The 19,808-nt window shown below is 68.7% G+C and carries 17 protein-coding genes and 2 pseudogenes; 12 read left to right on the top strand and 7 right to left on the bottom strand.

The annotated features are described in order from the left end of the window. The first annotated feature begins 16 nt into the window (after nt 1-16). The 3 genes from IEY95_RS40390 (at nt 17) to IEY95_RS40400 (ending at nt 3,015) form a co-directional block, all read left to right on the top strand. Nucleotides 17-688 carry a response regulator transcription factor gene (locus IEY95_RS40390; protein WP_229703685.1) on the top strand — a complete coding sequence of 224 codons (672 nt, stop codon included), beginning with the start codon at nt 17-19 and terminating at the stop codon, nt 686-688. Further along, nucleotides 685-2,109: a sensor histidine kinase gene (locus IEY95_RS40395; protein ID WP_189191226.1), complete on the top strand. Its 1,425-nt coding sequence runs from the start codon at nt 685-687 to the stop codon at nt 2,107-2,109. The genes IEY95_RS40390 and IEY95_RS40395 overlap by 4 nt, the downstream gene beginning before the upstream one ends. Before the next feature lie 162 nt (nt 2,110-2,271). After that, nucleotides 2,272-3,015: a TetR/AcrR family transcriptional regulator gene (locus tag IEY95_RS40400; RefSeq protein ID WP_229703686.1), complete on the top strand. Its 744-nt coding sequence runs from the start codon at nt 2,272-2,274 to the stop codon at nt 3,013-3,015. Between the two features lie 118 nt (nt 3,016-3,133). Here IEY95_RS40400 and IEY95_RS40405 read toward each other — a convergent pair whose 3' ends face one another. Together IEY95_RS40405 and IEY95_RS40410 are read right to left on the bottom strand one after the other, a co-directional pair. Then, nucleotides 3,134-3,919, bottom strand: a complete 786-nt coding sequence (locus IEY95_RS40405) for an ABC transporter permease (RefSeq protein WP_189191227.1) — start codon at nt 3,917-3,919, stop codon at nt 3,134-3,136. After that, nucleotides 3,916-4,914: an ATP-binding cassette domain-containing protein gene (locus IEY95_RS40410; RefSeq protein WP_189191228.1), complete on the bottom strand. Its 999-nt coding sequence runs from the start codon at nt 4,912-4,914 to the stop codon at nt 3,916-3,918. Before IEY95_RS40410 ends, IEY95_RS40405 begins: the two co-directional genes overlap by 4 nt. Nucleotides 4,915-5,083: 169 nt before the next feature. On the opposite strand from IEY95_RS40410, the gene IEY95_RS49685 reads away from it, so the two are divergent. Next, nucleotides 5,084-5,521: a hypothetical protein gene (locus IEY95_RS49685; protein ID WP_229703687.1), complete on the top strand. Its 438-nt coding sequence runs from the start codon at nt 5,084-5,086 to the stop codon at nt 5,519-5,521. Between the two features lie 56 nt (nt 5,522-5,577). Beyond that, on the top strand, nt 5,578-5,886 hold the full coding sequence (locus IEY95_RS40420) for a hypothetical protein (RefSeq protein ID WP_189191229.1): 309 nt from the start codon (nt 5,578-5,580) through the stop codon (nt 5,884-5,886). 40 nt (nt 5,887-5,926) lie between these two features. On the opposite strand, the pseudogene IEY95_RS40425 reads toward IEY95_RS40420, so the two are convergent. Both IEY95_RS40425 and IEY95_RS50880 read right to left on the bottom strand, forming a co-directional pair. After that, a pseudogene (locus tag IEY95_RS40425) lies at nt 5,927-6,352 on the bottom strand (alpha/beta hydrolase); the annotation flags it as partial. Between the two features lie 304 nt (nt 6,353-6,656). Then, entirely contained in the window at nt 6,657-6,797 is a 141-nt protein-coding gene (locus IEY95_RS50880) for a hypothetical protein (RefSeq protein WP_189191230.1), read from the bottom strand. 238 nt (nt 6,798-7,035) lie between these two features. On the opposite strand from IEY95_RS50880, the gene IEY95_RS40435 reads away from it, so the two are divergent. From IEY95_RS40435 to IEY95_RS40440, 3 genes are all read left to right on the top strand, one after another. After that, the gene (locus tag IEY95_RS40435) at nt 7,036-7,746 is read left to right on the top strand and encodes an SDR family NAD(P)-dependent oxidoreductase (protein WP_189191231.1); all 711 of its coding nucleotides are present in this window, start codon (nt 7,036-7,038) and stop codon (nt 7,744-7,746) included. A gap of 375 nt (nt 7,747-8,121) precedes the next feature. Then, nucleotides 8,122-8,244 carry an SbtR family transcriptional regulator gene (locus tag IEY95_RS50885; RefSeq protein WP_373294644.1) on the top strand — a complete coding sequence of 41 codons (123 nt, stop codon included), beginning with the start codon at nt 8,122-8,124 and terminating at the stop codon, nt 8,242-8,244. A gap of 253 nt (nt 8,245-8,497) precedes the next feature. Next, entirely contained in the window at nt 8,498-12,121 is a 3,624-nt protein-coding gene (locus IEY95_RS40440) for an NACHT domain-containing protein (RefSeq protein WP_189191232.1), read from the top strand. Between the two features lie 77 nt (nt 12,122-12,198). On the opposite strand, the gene IEY95_RS40445 is transcribed toward IEY95_RS40440, so the two are convergent. The 3 genes from IEY95_RS40445 to IEY95_RS40455 all read right to left on the bottom strand — a co-directional run bounded on the left by IEY95_RS40445 (nt 12,199) and on the right by IEY95_RS40455 (nt 15,907). After that, nucleotides 12,199-12,684, bottom strand: coding sequence for a DUF2269 family protein (locus IEY95_RS40445; RefSeq protein ID WP_189191233.1), 486 nt, complete (start codon nt 12,682-12,684; stop codon nt 12,199-12,201). A 323-nt stretch (nt 12,685-13,007) separates the two neighbouring features. Continuing rightward, on the bottom strand, nt 13,008-14,573 hold the full coding sequence (locus tag IEY95_RS40450; protein ID WP_189191234.1) for an MFS transporter: 1,566 nt from the start codon (nt 14,571-14,573) through the stop codon (nt 13,008-13,010). Then, a complete protein-coding gene (locus IEY95_RS40455; protein ID WP_229703697.1) occupies nt 14,570-15,907 on the bottom strand; it encodes an MFS transporter in 1,338 nt (445 codons plus the stop codon). Before IEY95_RS40455 ends, IEY95_RS40450 begins: the two co-directional genes overlap by 4 nt. A gap of 233 nt (nt 15,908-16,140) precedes the next feature. Here IEY95_RS40455 and IEY95_RS40460 point away from each other — a divergent pair, with 233 nt between their 5' ends. The 4 genes and pseudogenes from IEY95_RS40460 to IEY95_RS40475 all read left to right on the top strand — a co-directional run bounded on the left by IEY95_RS40460 (nt 16,141) and on the right by IEY95_RS40475 (nt 19,687). Further along, entirely contained in the window at nt 16,141-16,782 is a 642-nt protein-coding gene (locus IEY95_RS40460; protein ID WP_189191236.1) for a TetR/AcrR family transcriptional regulator, read from the top strand. Between the two features lie 350 nt (nt 16,783-17,132). Further along, nucleotides 17,133-17,495, top strand: a pseudogene (locus IEY95_RS40465) (nitroreductase family protein); the annotation flags it as partial. Between the two features lie 703 nt (nt 17,496-18,198). Then, nucleotides 18,199-18,975: an IclR family transcriptional regulator gene (locus IEY95_RS40470; RefSeq protein WP_189191237.1), complete on the top strand. Its 777-nt coding sequence runs from the start codon at nt 18,199-18,201 to the stop codon at nt 18,973-18,975. Nucleotides 18,976-19,258: 283 nt separating this feature from the next. Next, nucleotides 19,259-19,687 carry an HIT family protein gene (locus IEY95_RS40475; RefSeq protein WP_229703688.1) on the top strand — a complete coding sequence of 143 codons (429 nt, stop codon included), beginning with the start codon at nt 19,259-19,261 and terminating at the stop codon, nt 19,685-19,687. Nucleotides 19,688-19,808 lie beyond the last annotated feature (121 nt).

Below are 19,808 nucleotides of genomic sequence, written 5' to 3' on the forward strand. Positions count from 1 at the left end.
GGGTTACCCTTCCGGCGTGCACTTCCTGGTCGTCGAGGACGAGGTCCGGCTGGCCGACCTGATCGTCCAATACCTGCATGAATCCGGTCATACCGCTGAGGCGTGCCACGACGGGCCCCATGGGCTCGACGCGGCCCGTGATCCGCGGGTGGACGCCGTCGTGATGGACGTGATGCTGCCCGGTATGGACGGCGTGGAGGTGTGCCGCACCCTGCGCCGCGAGGGCAAGGACGTGCCGGTGGTGCTGCTGACAGCCCGCAGCGCGATCAACGAACGTGTCGCGGGGCTGGACGCCGGCGCTGACGACTACCTGGTCAAGCCCTTCGCCCTGGAGGAGTTGAGCGCCCGGCTGCGCGCCATATCCCGCCGTCGGCCCGCCCTCACCGGCCGACTGGAGGTCGGTGACCTCGTCCTCGACCCTCACGAGCAACGCGCCTGGCGTGCGGGCGTCGAACTCGACCTGTCCCGACGCGAGTTCGCCGTGCTGGAAATCCTCATGGAGAACGCCGGCTGGGTGGTCAGCCGCACCCGGCTCCTGGAGGAGGCCTGGGACGGCGAGGCCGATTTGAACAGCAACTCCGTTGACGTCCACATCTCCAAACTCCGGTCGAAGATCGACAAGCCCTTCGGCCGGGACAGCATCACCACCCTGCGCGGTACGGGCTACCGCCTGGAGACCCGGATATGACAGCGCCGGACGACGAGATCGGCATGCCGCTGGAAGGCGCGACCGAGCCCGTCCGCCGCCCGCGCGGCCCACGCCGATGGCACCGGCTGCCCATCGTGCTGCGCCTCGTCCTCGCCGTCGCCGTCACCATGTCCCTCGTCCTGGGCGCAGCAGCCGCCCTCGTGTACGGGCGGGTCCAGCATGCCCTGGACGAGCAACTCAATGCCGACCTGGCCACGTACTACCACGACCTGCGCAACGACCTCCTCACCGGCCGCAAGCTCGGCGGCCCGGACGGCAGCGCCTACCAGGTCCTCGACACCCACGGTCGGGTCATCGAGGCCAGCAACCTCGTGCGAACCGACCACCTTCTCGCCGCCGCCGACGTCACGTCCCTCATCCATGGCAGCACCGTCCACCGCGACATCGGAGGGCTGTTGCCGCTCGACCCGCACACCCTGCGGATCAAGGCCCAGCAGGTCCGGCTGCCCGACCACCGCACCGTAATCGCCGTCGCTGCACTGCGCCGCGGCCACCGCGACGAGGCCCTACGCGAACTCCTCGCCCAGCTTGCCATCGCCACCGGCCTCACCCTGATCGCCGCCTCCTACGTCGGCTACCGCACCGCCCACGCCGCACTGGATCCCGTGGAACGCTACCGCCGCCGCGCCGCGAGCCTCGCCGACGACACCTCGGGCATACGACTGCCCGTCCCCGACGACCGCGACGACGAACTCACCCGGCTCGGACACACCCTGAACCAGATGCTCGAACGCCTCGACGCCGCTGCCGAACGCGAACGGCGCTTCCTCGCGGACGCCAGCCACGAACTGCGCACCCCACTCTCCCTGCTCCGCGCCGAACTCGACGTCGCCCTGCACCGACCACGCACCGCCATCGAACTCACCGAAACCCTCCGCGCGGTGGACACCGAGGTCCAGCGGCTTATCGACCTCACCAACGCCCTGCTCGACCTCGAACAGCTCGGCGGTACCGAACACCTCAGCCGCGCCCCCGTGGACCTTGCAGAACTGGTGGACGCCGTCGTCAGCTCCCACCGCGCAGTTGCCGGACGGGGCCACCGCACCATCCACGTCGATGTCGCACCGGGCACCGTGCACGTGGACGCCGGCTGGATCCGGCCGGCCCTCAGCAACCTCGTCGACAACGCGCTGCGCCACGGCCTCGGGGACATCCGCATCACCGCGGTCGCCCAGGACGGAAGCCTGCGCCTGAACGTCACCGACGAAGGCTCAGGCTTCCCGGCCGACTTCCTCCCCAAGGCCTTCGAACGCTTCGCACGAGCCGAGGCCAGCCGCACCAGCCCCGGATCCGGTCTCGGCCTCGCCTTCGTCGCCGCCGTCGCCGCCTCCCACGGCGGCACCGCACACGCCGAGAACACCGATCGCGGCGCCTCCGTCACCCTCGACATCCCCTGCTGACCGTTCGCCCGATCTGGAGGCGTACCTCGCCGACCTGCTCCGCAGCCGCGAGCGGCTGATGTCGACCTTCGAAGCGGACGACTGGGCGCGCAGTGACGTTGCCGTTATCGGCGGCAGGCCCGGGATGTAATCGAGGACGCTGTACGCGATTACCATCGGCGCATGAGCGATCCGAATCCGATCATCTGGTTGCGGCGGGAAAGAGGGGCGCGCGGACCGGCTCCGACGTACAGCCGTGAGCGCATCGCCGAGGTGGCGATCGCGCTGGCGGACGGCGAGGGCATCGAGGCGGTGACGATGCGGCGCATCGCCAAGGAACTGGGCACCGGCGCGATGACGCTCTACCGGTATCTGCCGAACAAGGAAGACCTGTACGCCGTGGTGATCGACCAGGCCCTCGGCTTTGAAGCGCAGGAGCCGACCGGGGACGCCCGTGCGGATCTGGCCACGTTCGCCCGCCGGTACCGGGAGACGTTGCGCCGGCACCCCTGGCTTGCGCACGCCATGGCCGGCAGGCCGATCATGGGCCCCAACATGCTCCGTGCCAACGAGCGCGACCTCGCCCTCGTCGACGGCCGCGGACTGAGCATCGACGACATGGTCCACGTCGTGAACCTGATCCGGCACTGGGTCACGGGTGCCAGCCAGGCCGAGACGGCAGAGCGGGAAGCGGCCTTGCGCTCCGGGGAAGATCGCACAGCCTGGCAGGAGCGGATGGGGCCGTATATGACCGAACTGCTGGCCACCGGCCGCTTCCCGTACCTGGAGCGGTTGGTCCACGAGGCGCGGCACGGCGGCCACGACGAGCAGTTCGAGGCCAGCCTCGCCATCTTGCTGGACGGCGTCGGGGCCCGTTTCCCGGCCCTGTCCGGCCCCCCGGTGAACGAGCCGCCGGAGCGCTCCTGAGAACGGACGCCGCCGCGCCCGCGCTGCGCGCGAACGACGGGAGTTACGGCACCGGCCCCGGGCCTGTCCACCCTCGGCCGCGGACGGCCCCGTTGATGAACCGCCCCGAGGCGCGGGTTCACAGGCCGGCGCGGGCGAAGCGCCGTACCGAAAGCGGGACGAAGACCACCAGGAGCACCGCGGCCCACAGCAGGGTCGCGGTCAGCGGGTGGGTGAGCGGCCAGGAGCCGTCCGCGGCAGGCACCCCGGGGTTGCCGAACAGCTTCCGGCACGCGGCGACCGCGGCGCTGATCGGGTTCCACTCGCAGATCGCCCGCAGCCAGGCCGGCATGCCGTCCGTCGGCACGAACGCGTTGGACAGCATGCTGAGGGGCAGGGTGAGGGGCGACAGCGAGTCGGCCGTCTGCTCCGACGGCAGCAGCAGTCCCAGGTACGTACCGACCCAGGACATGGTGTAGCGGAAGAGGAGCAGGACACCGACCGCGGCCACGGCGCGGCCGAGGCCGTCGTGCACGCGCCAGCCGATGGCCAGCCCGCAGGCCAGCAGGATGACCAGTCCGAAGAGTCCCGTGACGGCGTCCGCGCCCGTCTGGCCAAAAGGCACCGCCATGCGGGAGGTGGGCATCGAGCGCAGCCGGTCGGTCACCCCGCGGCTCTGGTCGGCGGCGACGTCCACCATCGCCGAGGACAGCGCGAACATGCTGGTCATCACGAACAGGCCGGGCATGAGGTACTCGCGGTAGTTCCCGCCGCCCGGTACCTGGATGGCGCTGCCGAAGACATAGCCGAAGAGGACGACCATGACCGCGGGCATCACCAGCATCGCGACGAGGGTGCCGGGCTGATGCCGCAATTGGAGGAGCTTGCGCTCGACCAGGGTGAGACTGTCCGCCAGGACGATCACGCTGCCGCCTCCTGCTTCTCGCGCTGCTTGGGCTGTTCGTCGGTCCGCTGCTCCGCGGGCGCCTCCGCGGGGCGGCCGGTGAGAGTGAGGAAGACGTCGTCGAGGCTGGGCCTGCGGACTCCGACGTCCTGAATGGCCACCCCCGCCGCGTCGAGTTCGCGCACGATCTGCGGCACCGACGGTGCCGTGCCGTGCACGCCCGTGACGATGCGCAGGTCCTCGGCCCGCGGCTGTCCTCCGGTCATCCGCTCGAGGATGGCGCCGGCCTCCGCGAGGTCGTCCTCGCTGCCCACCTCGACATCGATGTGACTGCCGATCCGGGCCTTGAGCTGTGCCGGGGTGCCCTCGGCGATCACCTGCCCGCGGTCGATCACGGCCACGGCCGAGGCGAGTTGGTCGGCCTCCTCGAGGTACTGGGTAGTGAGCAGCACGGTCGCGCCGGCCGCGACCAGCTCGCGCACGATGGCCCAGATCTCCAGGCGGCTGCGCGGGTCGAGTCCGGTGGTGGGCTCGTCCAGGAAGAGGACGGACGGCGCCCGCAGCAGGCTGGCGATCAGGTCGATGCGCCGCCGCATGCCGCCGGAGTAGGTGCTGACCTGCCGGTCGGCGGCCTCGGTGAGCTCGAACCGCTCCAGCAGCTCGTCTGCGCGCCGCCGGGCGCCGCGCCGGCCCAGCCGGGCCAGTTTGCCGAAGACCCGCAGGTTCTCACGGCCGGTCAGCTTCTCGTCCATGGCCGCGTGCTGCCCGGCCAGCCCGATGGCTTCGCGGACCTTGCCGGGATGTTCTCTCACGTCGAAGCCGGCGACGGTGGCCCGCCCGGCCGTGGGGCGGGTCAGCGTGCTGAGAATCCGGACGGCGGTGCTCTTGCCCGCGCCGTTCGGACCGAGCAGCCCGTAGACGGTGCCGGGCGGCACGGCCAGGTCCAGGCCGGCCAGCGCTTCGAATTCACCGAAGCGTTTCCGCAGGCCCTGGGCCGACACGATGGGTGAGTCCACGTCTCCTCCACTTCGCCAATCAAGTGAGTACCTCGTACGCGGTATCACTGTACGTAAGTGAGTACGTCGTACGCAACTGGTTCAGCGGGGCGTGCGGCTCTCTACGCCGTTCGACGCTGTCGACGCCAACCGCCCAGGGAGGGACGGCCGCGTCCCGAGCGGTGCGCGTATGCGCAGGGTGGGCGGCAGTCTGGCTCTTCTCAGGCTGCGGACCCGGCTTCGTGCTGCAGCTGTCGATCGGGATTGCATCCGTCGCCTGCCGTCACCTCCGGCCGCTGCGGCGCTGCGGCGCTGCGGCGCTGCGGCGCTGCGGCGCTGCGGCGCTGCGGCGCTGCGGCGCTGCGGCGGGCCGCCCGGCGTCGCCCTCGAAGGCCACGAATCCGCCCGCCAGCGCGGCAAGACCACCGGCGGCGCCGGCGTCGCCGACCCGGACATGCTCTCCATGGCCCTCCACCTGCGCGAACAGGAGATGAGCCTGCGCGACATCGCCGCCAAGCCCGTCATCACCACCGGCAAAGAGAAGGGCCAGCACCCCTCGCCGGCCACCGTTGTGCGGATGCTCCGCGACCACGACGAACAGAACGCCCAGGCCGTGGTGAACACCTGAAAACTACCGGCCGGTTGCTTGCTCCCTCGTGTCTGAGCCAGGACTCCCGGGCCTCCATGGTGCGCTTGGTTCGCAGACGGCCGGCTGCCGGCCGCCAACCCGGCCTGGCCCGGGCACTGGTGGTCGAGTCGGTCACCTGCCCGGGGATCCGCAAGGTACGGGCCAAGTGCCTCACGGCGTGGGCCCAGCTGATGGAGGCGCTGGTGGCCGAGCGCCGCCCCGACCGGCCGGTACCGCCGATGGCCGGTAGCGCCGCAATCGGGGCGGTTGTTCATCTGCCGGCCACCGCCATCGAGGAGGGCCGGGACCTGTCCTCGACGAGCGACATCCTGGCCGACACCGCCTACCGTCTACCGCCGGCCTGACGGCCCCGCCTCACTTCAGGTGCCGGGCGAAGAACGGCATCCCCGAGTACCCGACCGAGCCGCCGATCTCGGGCAGCGAAAGGAGGGCGTCCAGACTGGTTCGCCATTCCGGGACCGCCCTTTCGACCAGCGGGACGATGAAGGCGTCGACGATCTCGTCGACCGGCTCGCGGGCCTCCATCGCCCGGCGGAGGTCGGCGCGGGCCTGCTCATCGACGGCGGAACGGGGCCGGACACCGTGCCCGGGGGCGTCGATGGCCGCCACCGCGAAGCCGTACTCCGCCGCGAAGTGCCGGGCCCGGGCCACGAGCCGGGATTCCCGCTTGTGCAAGCCACTGTTGTGGCCGCTCAGGTTCAGCGGGGCCGTTGCGGATCCAGGCGTCCACAGGACACCGGGGATCTCGCCGAGGGTGAATTCGCGTTCGAGGACGCCGTCGTCGAGGCGCTGCTCGGAAGTGAATCGCATGGTCGTGCCTTTCGGGAGTGCTCTTGAACGGCGCTCCCGGACGACCTATCGCCCGACCGCTGGACCTGCCGGTCCAAGCGTGGACCGGCAGGTCCAGCAGTTCGGCATCCTCATTGACATGGCGCACCACAGGATCCTGACTCACCGAGGGCAACCGGGCCAGCCCTTCGACGCAGGATCAAGCAGTGAGGCCGTAGCCCTGTTGGTCACGGGTGGGGTAGAGACGTTGATGTTCGCGGGCCGAATGGAAGTTCCAGCTCGCCGTTCGTGATCATTGCGCGACGCGACCGCCGCGGTCACGCTGTCACAGGCCCATGTCGAGTGCGGCCAGGGCGAGTTGGGTCTCCTTGGACATCGAGGCCGACCAGCCGACGATGCGGCGGGTGAAGGTGTCCATGACGTAGTCGGTACCTGTCCAGGCGGCGACGTGCGTGAAGTCGGCCACCAAGCAAAGGTTCGGCGCGCTCGCGACGAAGTCGCGGTCTGCTCGCGACCTACTGCACGGCCCCGGGAACTCAGCCGGCGGCCCCGCATCATCCTCGGTGAGATGCCCCCTCGTCGATGACATGAGAGAATCCCTACACAGGCACTGACCTGGCGATTCGCAACTGCCGCTGGGAACTGCCGATGACTGGCGGCTAGTGATCGGTCATGCCGTCCCGCCTCCTTCGGAGTAGGTCATCATGAGCAGTCAGAGTCGGAAGGTCGCGGTCATCACCGGTGCTTCGCAGGGCATCGGAGCGGGCCTTGTCGCCGCCTACCGCAAACTCGGCTACGCCGTCGTCGGCACCTCGCGCACCATCGCCGAGTCGCAGGACGAAAACATCCTCACCGTCCAGGGTGACATCGCCGATCGTGCCACCGCTGAGCGCGTCATCACCGCAGGCATCGAGAGGTTCGGCCGCATTGACACCCTGGTCAACAACGCCGGGATCTACATCGGGAACGCGTTCACCGACTACACCGAGGAACAGTACAACGCCATGATCGGCGTGAATCTGACCGGCTTCTTCCGGATCACCCAGCTCGCGATCCAGCAGATGCTGACCCAGGGCGGAGGTCACATCGTGCACATCACGAGCACGCTGGCCGAATATGCCAACTCCAACGTGCCCTCCGTGCTCGCCTCCCTGACCAAGGGCGGCCTGCAGTCCGCCACCAAGGCTCTGGCCATCGAGTACGCCACCCGCGGCATCCGTTGCAACGCCCTCGCTCTGGGCACCATCAAGACACCGATGACCGAGGGCTACTACGAGACGCTCGCCGGCCTGCACCCGGTCGGCCGCATGGGCGAGGTGAGTGACGTCGTCGACGGGGTGATCTATCTCGAGAACGCCCCGTTCGTCACCGGCGAAATTCTCCACGTCGACGGTGGCCAGAGCGCCGGCCACTGAGCCGCAGCTGGCTCCAACCGACCTGCAGATCAGGGGACCCTGGAAGCGGTCTTCCCCCGTGATCTCGAGGTCACCCTGCACGGGCGCGGCATCATCCTGCAGCCGTCGCTGTTCTGGGCCGGCCACCTCCTGGCAGCGCCCCAGCCCGACGGACGGCTCCTCCTGATCTACCCCGCTGTCACTCCCGGCAAGGCCATGTGGCACTGGTGCACACCCCTGGGCCTGGATCTCCTGGTACACGGGGCGCGAACGTCGTCGGACGCGAGTTGACCGCCCGGCCCGCTGCCCTGTGACGGGCATTCCGTCACCTCACGAGGCGCATGTCGTCGGTGGCCCAGGACCTGACCGAAGCCATTGCGTGCGGCGGGCGGCCTCATGGGGACCGCAACCGACGAACTGGCGGCACAGCTACGCCAGTTGTCCGGCGCACTTCTCGCCCTCGCCCAGCGGGCCGGGGCAGTGCGCGACGACGTGGATATTGTCAGAGCGGGGGTTTGATCGAGACTCCGGACTACTCCTCGGGCTGTGCCCGCCTGATGACGATGTCCATGCGGGGAGTGTGCCCGAGGGGTACGACAACGGGCCTCGGGTTTTCCACAGCGGTGCCCCTCCCCGGAAGCCGTGCGCACACCCGGACGGTGCGCGGCGGGCGGCCGGGTTGCGGGGCGTCCTGGGAGTGCTTCCATGGAAATAGGTGCCGGCGCCCATGGGTCCTCCGTCCCGAGAATCGCTCTCGGAAGGAGCACGCACGATGACGAGGTTCGTCTGTCACACGCCGGGCAAGGAGCGGCCGCGCAACGCGCCGATGGCGACGCTGGATGTGAGACGGGCAGGGCACAGGTCCAGGCGCGTCCTGCTCGGCCATTGGCACGCGCTGACGATCCGTCTGGAGGCCCGCCGCGGCACCACCCGCCCCAAGAAGTGGCGCAGATGGTTCTCCTACACCAACGCGACCAGGATCGTCTGGCTGATTGCGGTGCTCGCGCTCCTCGCCTGGTGCGGGGAGGGACTGTACATCCTGGTCACGCACCAAACGACCCCCTTCGAGACGTGGCGGGACGACAATGCGGGCTTCGAGGCCGTCATCCGCTTCGTCGGTCCGATACTCACCGCTTCGATCGCCGCCACACTCTTCTTGTTCGGCTGGTACAGCTGGACCAAGCGGCGTTACCTCGCGAAGGCGCGCAGACGTCCCCGTGAGTTGGTGCTCACCGCCGGACCGGACATCGCCGAGATCGTGGGCCGCGAGGAGGTCGCCCAGGTCATCGCCCAACGCCTGCGAGAGCGCGACACCCGCAGGCCCTATCTGCTCGTCGGCGGCGTCGGCGCAGGGAAGACCGCCGTCCTTGTGCGGCTCACCGAACTGCTGGCCCGGCAGCACGCCGTGCCCGTGCCGATCCGGCTGAGGGACGCGGACGGCGGGGCCGACCTGAACTTCGAGCGCATGGCCAAGCGGCGCTTCGCCGAGGAGGCGCCTCAGGGCATCCTGGCCCGTACCAAGAACGAGCGAGTGTGGCAGCAACTGCTCGCCGACGACAAGCCGGTCGTCCTCGCCGACGGCTTGGAAGAGGCTCTCCTCGACGAGGGGATCCAGCAGAACCGGGACAACATCATCCGCCGGGCCATCGAGCGCGCCCACGAGGAGAAGCTGCCTCTGGTGATCGCCTCCCGGCCGCACAGTCCACTGGAGAGCACTGCCGCCGCGATCGTGGAGCTGGAACCGCTGAGCGCGGAGGAGGCGCTGCACTTCGTCAAGGCGCGCGTACCGGAGACGGACGAGCGCCGCGTGGACTGGATCGTGGAGACGGCGGAGGTGACCGAATCGCCCATCTACCTGCAGATCGCCCGCGAGCTGCACCACCACGGCGCCCTGGAGCGCGACCGTCCGCGCGACGATCCGGAGCGTCTGGACACCCGCAGCCGGGATAGAAGCACGCTTCGACTGTGGCTGCTGGAGACATGGGACCAGGCCCTGTGCGAGGGCCGGCTGCGCGAGGACGTCGCGCTGTCCCCGCAGGAGCGTCAGGACACCCTTGAAGTGGTCTCCGCTCTGGCATGCGTCGGACTGCTCCAGGACAAGCTGGAGGTCGGCTTCGCGGAGTTGCTCGACCAGGACGTCCACCCCAGTCTGGTGCGGCGTGCGAGGGCCGAGGTGGGGCACCTGTGGACCAGGCAACGTCGGTTCGACCGGTACGGCAAGCGCGGGAACGTCTTCTCCGAGTGGCACCGCGAACAGATCTGGAACACACTCTGCGACAAGCTCGGCGACGAGGAGAGCAGGCGTCTGCACAAAGGGAACATGGGCGAGTGCCACGCCGTGCTCGCCCGCCTCGCGGGCAACGCGAACAGGCTCAAACTGGTGGAGGGCTTCGAGAAGAAGGCCCGTTTCCCGCACAGCATCGTCCAGGCCTACTTCGGCTTCCGCATGCTGGACCACTTGGAGGAGCGTGGCGCCGGTGAGCTGGTCGAGCAGTCGCTGCAGCCGCCCGGTCCCAGCCGTGAGCTGCTCGTCGCTCTGGTGCTGCTGTCCCGTCGGCGGGCGGCGAAACTCACGGCCGAGGGCGGCAGCGTCCGGGCCGAGGTGGAGAAGGGGATGAAGGAGCTGCGGCGGCGGGCGCCCGTGACGGGGCGCACCCTGGCCCACCGGCTCCGCGCGGCCGCGGACGGCCGACCGGACGACCCGAAGGCCCTCGATCTCTACGCGGCGGCCCTCGAAGTCGAAAGCGTGGAGGAACACCCGAGACTGCTGAGCGGCATAGTCGACACCGTGTGCGACGACTGGGCCCTTTTCAAGGGCGATCGGCGCACCCTCGAGGACGCGAAGCTGGGACTGCTCAAGCAGCTCGGCGCGGCGCTGCGGAGAGTCTCCGACAAGATCGACACCACGCCGCTGTATGCGCAGCTCTTCAAGATGGGCGTCGCAGAGCCCTCCTACTCCATACGCCTGGCCGCCGCCCAGGAGTTCGGCAGCGGCGGCAATGCGGCGTTCGCCGTGATCCGCGAGCGGATCGGTCTGAACAGCGATCCCGTGAAGGAGTACAACGACAGGATCAGCGTCCTGAAAGCCCAGAAGAGGCAGGAGTGCGAGGCGTGGGCCAAGGACATGAGGGGGGCGAGGGCCGGCCGCGCGTCCTCACAGGCCGCGTTGTCCGACCGCATCAAGCAGCTGCAACGCGACCGGCAGGTTTTCAACGGGCAGTACCGGAAGCAACGGGTCGCCCTGTTCCGGGAGTTCGTGATGCGGGCCTGGATGCTCCCCATGCTTCTGGGCTCCGTCGACGACGACCACCGGGACGAGGCCAGGGAACGCCTCACCAAGTGGCTGCGCCACCTCGACCCGAAATTCACGGGCGGCACCCCCAACCTGCCGCTCGCCCTCGAGGCCGCGCTGGCCCAGGGCTTCAAGTACGCGGCCAACCGGCGCCAACGTCACCCCGACACAGACCGGGGCAGTCGTGCCGCCCTGATCCGGCAGGCGGAGACGGTGCTGCAGCAGTCCCGGTGCTGGTATGCGCAGCTCAGCCTGCTCCAGGCATTGTGCCTCTGGGAGCTCCCGGACAGTGTCGGCCCCCATGAGCAGGACGGCGGCACCGCGGCGGGGCAGGATGACGAACGAGACGAGTCGTGCGAGCCGGCGCGGGCGATCGGTGGGACGAACGCCGTGCAGACCGTTCAGCGCTGGCTGTCGATGGCGGGCACGGTGAACAAGGCGCCCGCCCAGCCCGGTGCGAACGACGACTCGACCCGACGGCTCCTGCATCCGTTCGTCGCCGAGGGGGGCGACCTGGTGGCCCTTGCCCTGGAGACCGGGCAGCCCGAGCGCTTCCTCTGGATCGACGAGAAGGGAGTAGCCGACAACATCGGCTCCCGCACCGGCAACTCCGGGGGATACCGCAAGCACAACCTGTGGATCCCGCCCTCGGTCGGGTGGAGCACTTTGGACGGGCGGGCCCAACGCCTCGTCGCCGATGTGCTGGTCATGCTGAACCTCATCGAGCGGGACGGGCAGCCGGATGAGGTCGAGGAGCGCCTGGCCCGCGTGGAGCAGCCCGGCATGCCGCTCCCGCCGTGCATCCGTACGAACCGCGAGCCGCTGCAGCCCACCTTGCAGGCCGGTACCTCGGCGCCGCCCGCTCCGGGCACCACGTGTCTGCCCGACTGCAAGTTCCAGCTCTGCCCGTACCCGCCCCGTGGCTGTCAGCCCCGGGGAGAGATCCACGAGCCGTTCTGTCGCCAGCAGCAGGCCCTGTTGCCCGGACGGGGGCGCCGCTGTCTCCCCAGGCTCCTGCACAGGAAGACACCCCACTGGGTCAGCATGCGCGTCCGCGAACTGGACCGCTTCTGGGACGCGATGGCCAGGCGCACGCGTGACTAGGGGGCGCCGGCGCGCTGCAGTTCGAGCAGAAGGTCAGCCACCGGCAGAGCGCGGGGTTCACTGCGGTGGCTGAGCCGTTATGCGCCTGTCGTCGAGCCGGGGCGGACGATCATCAGGACCACCACGATCAGCCAGGCGAGGGCGAACAGGCCAGTGATCATCGACAGGCGGGGCAGCCGGGCGATCAAGAACTCCGCGGCGGTCGACGCCTGTTCGGGCATGTCGAGCTGGGTGACCACGTCGTCCTGGGTGCCGAGCACAGCAATGCCCAGTAGTACGGCGGCCACCGCTGTCAGAGCCATGGAGGCGATGAGCCAGGCGCTGCCCATCACGCCCATCACCTCGGCGGTGCCGACACCGAAGACCGGGACGGAGATGCCGGCCACCGCGTAGACCCGGCAGATCCGGTGCAGTAGCCGGACCGAGCCCTTGGCCGACTGCCGCTCGGGTCCGTCGGCCAGCGCCTGGCGCGCACAACGCGGGAACAGGCTCGCCGCAATGGTGACCGGTCCGATGAGCAGGATCGCCGCCAGTACATGGATGCTGAGCAGGAATTTGGCCATGCCGGTGTCTCCCTTTCGCGCGCACGCTGACGCGGGGCGTCAGGCGCACGGTTTCAGTCTGGTTCTCACTGGGCCGAGGACTTCTGCATGACCGCTCGGCTCCCACCCGTGCGCGCCGCGCGCTTCACCAACTCCTCAGCGGCTGACTGCGAAGATTGATCACGGCGTCGGCCCGGAGGTCCGGCCCTCCGTTTGACCGGTGCTCAGTTCGCGGGCGGTGCCGGTGTTGATGGTTGTGCTCAGCGATCAACACCGGCTGTTCGGGGGACGTTGTTCGGGCAGAAGTCCTGTGGGCGCCTCGCACCGTCCCGTTGACGTACCGCTTACGCTTCGGCGGATGTCCGGGGACTGTGAACCCTGTGGCGGACGAACAGCGCCGTAGGCACGGCCATGACGATCAGTACAACTCCGCCTATGACGTTGCCCAAGTGCACGGCGTCGGTGAACGCCCTCGGTGCCGCCGTTCCCACCACGCGAGCGAGGGATGCGGGGAGGCCTGTCGCGCCGCCGCCGTGTGACGCACCCTCCACGATCCTGTCCGCCTGCGGCGAGGGGATGCCTGCCTCGACGAGACGGTCATGCAGGTTCCGGGGGAAGCGACTGGTGACGACAGTTCCGAGCACACTGGGGCCGAGCACCGTTCCCAGCTGACGAGCCATGTTCACCGCTGCTGCCGCCATACCCTCCTGCTGTGGCGGGACACTGTTGACTGCGGCAGCCGTCGAAGGCGCCGTCAGCAGGCCCGCTCCGACGCCCGCCACGAGCAGCCCGGGCCACATCGCCCCGTAACCTCCCGAGGCATCGGTCGCGAGCAGCGCGAGAGACCCGGCTCCGATGAGGACCATGCCCGCAGTGATCAAGGGTGTGAAGCCGACCCGGTGTACCAGCACCCTGGCGGCCACTACTGTGACCAGGAGGAACGTTCCAAACAGCGGCAGCAGGCGCACGCCGACGTCGAGGGGACTGGTCTGTCCCACACGTTCCATGTAGAGCACGCTGAGCAGGGCGACACCGACCAGTCCGAAAACGCTGACAGCAGCCACGCCCATGACGGCCGAGAAGGAAGCGCTCCGAAAGAGCGTCAGGTCCAGCATGGGGTCGGGGTGACGGAGTTCTACGCGTACGAACATGAACAGAGATACAGCGAAGACCACGTACATGGTGATGATCGGCGCCTTGGTGTATCCGGTGGCGCCACCCTGAATGATCGCGTAGGTGGCCGAGGCCGTCATCACTGTGCCCAGGACAAGGCCCGCAAGATCGGGCTTGCGCGTGGGGTGTCTGGACTCGGCCACGAAGACCGGGGCCAGGAGGAGGGCCGTGCCGGCGATGACGATGTTGGCGATGTAGACGGCGTGCCAGGAGAAATGTTCGAGCAGGGCTCCTGCGAGGATCGGGCCGATGGCCAGGCCCACTCCGGAGCACGCGGCCCAGATGCCGATCGCGGTGGTGCGCTCGTGCGGGTCGGTGACGGTGGCACTGACAATCGCCAGGCTCGTCGGCAACACGGCTGAGCCACCGAGGCCCGCGATCGCCTGTGCGGTGATGAGCATGCCGGCGCTGTCGGCGTAAACGGCGACCAGGCTGCCGACCAAGAAGACGGCGGCACCCAGGCTGAACACGAGCCGACGTCCCACGAGGTCGCCGAAGGTTCCGGCGGACATCACGAAGCTCACGACAGCAAGGCTGTACGCGCTGGTGATCCATACCAGCGTGCTCGCAGTGACGTGCAGGTCACTTTGTATATCGCCCAGGGCCGAGATGGTGGAGGTGACGTCGACGAAGGCCATCATGACGCCGAGACAAACCACCAGAAGGCCAAGCCAGCGGGCCCGCTCGCTGCCGCGGGCCGCGGCGCGGGAAGCCTGAGCCGGAACGGACGCTGTCATCGGACTGCCACCACCCTTTTCTGCGATACGCCAAGCGATACCGCGGCTGCGGCAGCCATGAGTCCCATCGCGACAAACCATGCGTGCTGGTAGGTCTCGAGAGAGGCTCCACCGGAGGCGGTGCCGAGCATGGCGACCAGGATGCTGATGCCGACGACCGAACCGATCTGAGTTGCCATGGTCACGATGGCGCTGCCGGTAGCCGCCTGCTCGGGGAGCAGGCTGACCGTCGCGGAAGAGACGACGGTCGGAAGCGCCAGCCCGGCGCCGGCCCCGAAGATCAGCCAGCACGGAAGGATTCCGGAAGCGTAGTTCGGGTCGTTGTGCAGCAGAACGACGAAGAGAAGGGCGCCGACAGCGGCGATGGCGCAGCCGATCGCGGCGATGATGCCGGCCGGCACCCGGAATCGGCGTTGGAGGGCATCACCGAGAGTGGCAGCCAGCGCGAAGCCCACGGGGCCGGGAAGGCTGGCGCATCCGGTCTTGATGGCGGAGTAGTGCCAGTGGCTCTGCAGCCAGAGGATCGTCGACAGCAGCAGGCTGGCGAACGAGGCCAGTTGCAGGGTGGCAGCGAGGTTCGCCGAGGCGAAGATCCGGTCACGGAAGAGTGAGAGGTCCACTACGGGTACCTGGTGACGTGACGAGCGGAGCAGGAACACCATTACCCCGGCCGCTGCCACGACCAGAGACGAAACGACGCGGGTGTCCGACCAGCCCCAGTCGGGCGCCTTGACCACGCCAAGAGCCAGTGCGCCGACCACGGTGATCAGCAGGACACCGCCGAGCAGGTCGGGGATGCGGGCGTCCTGTTCGTGCTTGACGTTGGCCACGAGTCGGGCGGCCAGTGCGATCGCGAGCAGCCCGACCGGAATGTTCACCAGGAACAGCCACCGCCAGGAGACCTGGACCAGCAGCCCGCCGAAAATCGGCCCGCATACCCCGGACAGTGAACCTGCGGTGAACCAGATCTTGACATACCGCTCCACCTTCTCCGCGGGAGCACTCGTCAACACCAGGCCCAGGCTGGCCGGGGTCAGCAGGGCGGCGCCCAGCGCCTGAACGGCGCGGAAGACGACCAGCATCCATACGTTGCCGGACAGACCCGCCCCCAGGCTCGCCGCAATGAAGACAGCCATGCCAAGAAGGAAGCCGGCCTTCCGTCCGAAGCGGTCGGCAAGCCGCCCCGCGGGGACGAGAAGGGCGGCATAGACGATCGCGTAGCCATTGAGCACCCAGCTCAGATCCGACAGAGACGTCGAGCCCACGCCCTGCCCGATGTCCGGCAGGCCGACATTGGTGATCCACACGTCGAGTTGGCCAAGGAAACTCGCCATGGCCAGCACGGCGAGGATGAGAGCCGGACGGGCGTTCGAGGAGCCTGCGCCTCCCCTCTGCATTCGTGGACGGGTCATCTGATCTTGCGAAGACATGCGTCTGATCCGTTCTGCGGGATTCGCGGGATGCCGTGAGTGGCGGACACCAGAGTTCTGGACCGTTCTGTCAGGAACCGTAAGAAGTTGTGGAACGGAATGTCAAGAATGCTGGTGCGGCCTGTAGGCTGGCCCCCATGGGGCGCCCACCAGGATTCGACAAGGACAAGGTCGTACAGGCCGTCGAGCGACAGTTCCGCCGCAGCGGATACGCCGGCACCAGCGTTGACGACATCGCCAAGGCCGGCGGGCTGGGCCGCGGCAGCCTCTACGCCGCCTTCGGCGACAAGAGCAAGCTGTACCTGCGGACGCTGGAGGCCTACTGCGACCGCAACGAGGCTGCCTGGGCGGCCGTACTCGAAGGCCCCGATGACACCGCACTGGAACGGCTGCACGCATATCTCGTGAAGTCGGCGCGATTTGTACACGATGACCCCGACGGGCTCGGCTGCATGGTGACCGGCTTCGTCATCGAGGGAGTCGACCACGATCCGCAGGCCAGTGCACGCGTCAGGCAAGCCCTCATGAGAATCGAAGGTTCACTGACCGAGTGCGTTCAGGCTGCGCAGCGACATGGCGACCTCGATGCCGAGGCGGACGCCCCCGGAATCAGCCAACTGCTCATGGCAATCAACCGGGGCATGGAAGTACTTGCCAAGGCCGGGCTCGACGCGGTCGCGCTGGAGCGCGTTGCCGATCAAGCATTCGAAGGGCTGCCGCTTACTGCCCGGGCCCGGCCCCAGCAGGCGCCCCGCCCAGTCGTCTCCGACGCTTCCTGAGCGCTCACGCGCGACAACACCGCCCTGTTCATGCAGAAGGTCTGGCACTTCAGTCCGCTGCGCGCAGGCGTCTCCATCGCCCCGGCGCCCCTTGCCTCGATCGCCTTCGCAATGAACGCCGGCCCCATCCAGCGCCGCTTCAGGCGCATCGCCCCCGCCGTCACCGGCACCATGGTGCTCGCGGCCGGCTACTGGATCGCGGCCGTGCACACCACTTCCCACTACTGGTGGAGCGACATGTTCCCGGCAACTACTGGAGCGACATGTTCCCGGGCCTGCTCCTGGTGGGCCTGGCCGGCGGCCTGGCCCAGGCGCCGATGTTCGCCGCCGCAGGCACCCTCGCACCCAAGAAGACCGCCGCCGCCCCGCGCGTCGCCGTCCTCGCAGCGGACAACGAGTTCCACGAGGAACTGCCCAGCCAGTTCCCGCACTTCCCACCGGCCAAGGGTCTCTTCGCCGAGCGTGCGGTGCGTGAGCGGTCCGCGAGGCTCAACGCGCTCCTCCAGGTCGGCTACTTCATCGTCGGCGTCCGCGCCGCCGGCCTGGCCGCAGGACCGATGACCGGCTTCGACGCCGAGGGCATCGACAAGGAGTTCTTCAGCGATGGCGAGCACTCGGTTCTCGCCATCGTCAACATCGGCAGGCCGGGCGAGAACGCGTGGTTCAAGCGCTCCCCACATCTGAGGTACGCGCAAGTGGTCACTACCGTCTGATCGAGGAACAACGGCCAGCCGGCAGCGCACCTCCGTCAGTGCCTCCTGGCGCACCGGTGACATCGACGCCCCGGAAGTGGCGTCCAGCATGCCGGTCTCGGGAATCGGCGGTGTCCAAGGTGTCCCTGATCAGCTTGGCCCGAGCGACGCCAGCCCTCCCCACCGTCTGGATATCCGCGCCCTCGTCGTAGTCCTTGAGGCAGGCTGGACAGGTGCCGCGGTCGGCTTCCCGCCCACCAGCCTTCTTCTTCACCACCCGCGTCCGCTTGATCGCCTCGCTCTGCGCCTTTTCTTCGCGCTGGCCCACCGCTCAACGGGCGTGCGCGCAGTGCAAATGCTGAGCCCCTCCGCCGACCGCGCCGTAGACCTTGGTGCTCGGCTGATACTGCCTCGGTGTCCGACGGGGATCTTGCCAAGCGGTCCCCCGGTCGGCGTCGTGACGGCCGTATCAGGTGGTAGGGGCTGCCCTCGGTGGTGTGCTCCTCGTCGAGCTCGCGGTGGGAGGCCTTGAGGTATCCGGTGGTGATCAGCTGGCGGCCGCCGCCAGGAGCCTCGTCCCACAGGCGCAGGATGAGGCCCGGAGCCGGACCGGGGAACCCCTGTCGATGTCTTGGACGATGGAGGACTGAGTCACGGTCCCCAGCGTGCGCCGTGCCTTCCAGAAGAACAGATAGATTCTGGATAGCAGAATCTGGAGGCAGGAATGGACAAGCCGCTCAAGACACCGCCGCCCTATCCCATCGCCAGCGTGGACCACGCACTGCGGGCGGCGACCATTCTGCAGATGGAGGGCGGCGCGACCGTGTCGCAGATCGCCGAGCGGTTGGGCGTCGCCAGGTCGACAGCCCATCGGGTCCTGGCGATGCTCGTCTACCGGGACTTCGCCGTGCAGGGTGAGGACCGCGTCTACCGTGCGGGCCCGGTGCTGGAACTCGCCGCGCACTCCCAATCCCTCGTGTCGCGGCTGCGCGCGGCGGCTCTACCCCATCTGCACCGGATCGTCGATCTTCTGGACGAGACCACGAACCTGATCGTGCGCACCGGGGACACGGCCCGGTTCATCGCCAGCGTCGAGTGCCGGCAGGCACTGCGGGTCGGTTCCCGGGAGGGCATGGTGTTCCCCGCCCACCGCACGACGACGGGACTGCTCCTGCTCGCCGACCTCACCGACGAAGAACTGGAGGAGGTCTACGCCCCCGAGCGTTACCGCGACCGTCCGACCGAGCGCCCGGATCTCGCCCAGCTGCGGACGGAATTGAGGCGTCTGCGCCGCAACGGGTTCGCCGTCAACAAGGAGCGTTCCGAACGCGGTCTCGTCGCCGTCGGCGTACCGGTACGCGACCTGGACGGCACCGCGCTCGCCGGTCTCTCGGTGTCGATGCCCAGCGTGCGCTACGACCCGCACCACCTCCAGCCCCTGGTCGCCGCACTGGATGCGGCGGCGCACGCGCTGGAGAAGGACCTGGCCGAGCAGCACTGAGCCACGCTCGCACCACGGCGTGGACGTCTACTTCTTCGCCGCAGCCTTCTTGGCCGACTTGGCCGACGCCTTCGCCGTCTTCCTGGCGGCGGCCCCCGCTTCGGCAGCTCGTGGACGGTGGCATCCTCTCCGCGGCAAGCCCGTGCCTTCTCGACAGACTCCTTGAGCGCGGCAGCCGCCCCGCCACCAGCCGAGCCCGAGCCGAACAGCAGGCGCCTGCGGCTGGCTTCGTCCCCTTTCCCGGATGCCAGGCACGGCGTTGGTTCTGGCAAGGTCAGACCGCATGGACTGCACCTTTTGCCGATTGATCCGGGACAACGCCGCCCGGTGGGTGACGCACGGGCCTGTGGCCAGCGCGTTCGCTCCGCTGGATCCCCTCGCGCCAGGTCACACCCTGGTGATACCCACGTCCCACTGGACGGACATCTTCGACATTCCCCCGGAGGTCTTGGCGCACACGATGGCGCTGGTCCAGCGCGTTGCCGGGAAGATGCGGACCGAGTTGAAGGCCGGAGGTGTGAACATCCTGAGCGCCAGTGGGCCCGGCTCGGAGCAGTCAGTACCCCACCTGCACTTCCACGTTGTTCCGCGCTGGTCGGACGACGCGTTCTCTACCTGGCCCACTCAGCGGTCTCGTCACCAGATCGCTGATGACCCTGTCACGCAGCTCGCCAACGCCATGGCTGCCACACCGTGGCCCCGGACACCGTGAGACGGCTCACCCAGGCTCGTCCCCGAGAACACAAAAAAATCGGACGGCGATGTCGAGAACCCGTGACCGGCTCCGTCCCCGAGGTGAACGCGATCAAAATGGTCGCACCAGCACCGAGGAG

It is taken from the genome of Streptomyces albiflavescens (assembly GCF_014645835.1).
Lineage (GTDB): Bacteria > Actinomycetota > Actinomycetes > Streptomycetales > Streptomycetaceae > Streptomyces > Streptomyces albiflavescens.

Coding starts and splice junctions, on each gene's coding strand:
- IEY95_RS40460 (WP_189191236.1), top strand. CDS start 16,141: ATGGGGCGCCCACCAGGATTCGACAAGGACAAGGTCGTACAGGCCGTC.
- IEY95_RS40455 (WP_229703697.1), bottom strand. CDS start 15,907: ATGGCGAGTTTCCTTGGCCAACTCGACGTGTGGATCACCAATGTCGGC.
- IEY95_RS40445 (WP_189191233.1), bottom strand. CDS start 12,684: ATGGCCAAATTCCTGCTCAGCATCCATGTACTGGCGGCGATCCTGCTC.
- IEY95_RS40395 (WP_189191226.1), top strand. CDS start 685: ATGACAGCGCCGGACGACGAGATCGGCATGCCGCTGGAAGGCGCGACC.
- IEY95_RS40475 (WP_229703688.1), top strand. CDS start 19,259: ATGGACTGCACCTTTTGCCGATTGATCCGGGACAACGCCGCCCGGTGG.
- IEY95_RS40435 (WP_189191231.1), top strand. CDS start 7,036: ATGAGCAGTCAGAGTCGGAAGGTCGCGGTCATCACCGGTGCTTCGCAG.
- IEY95_RS50885 (WP_373294644.1), top strand. CDS start 8,122: ATGGGGACCGCAACCGACGAACTGGCGGCACAGCTACGCCAGTTGTCC.
- IEY95_RS40470 (WP_189191237.1), top strand. CDS start 18,199: ATGGACAAGCCGCTCAAGACACCGCCGCCCTATCCCATCGCCAGCGTG.
- IEY95_RS40400 (WP_229703686.1), top strand. CDS start 2,272: ATGAGCGATCCGAATCCGATCATCTGGTTGCGGCGGGAAAGAGGGGCG.
- IEY95_RS40440 (WP_189191232.1), top strand. CDS start 8,498: ATGACGAGGTTCGTCTGTCACACGCCGGGCAAGGAGCGGCCGCGCAAC.
- IEY95_RS40420 (WP_189191229.1), top strand. CDS start 5,578: ATGGTGCGCTTGGTTCGCAGACGGCCGGCTGCCGGCCGCCAACCCGGC.
- IEY95_RS40450 (WP_189191234.1), bottom strand. CDS start 14,573: ATGACAGCGTCCGTTCCGGCTCAGGCTTCCCGCGCCGCGGCCCGCGGC.
- IEY95_RS49685 (WP_229703687.1), top strand. CDS start 5,084: ATGCGCAGGGTGGGCGGCAGTCTGGCTCTTCTCAGGCTGCGGACCCGG.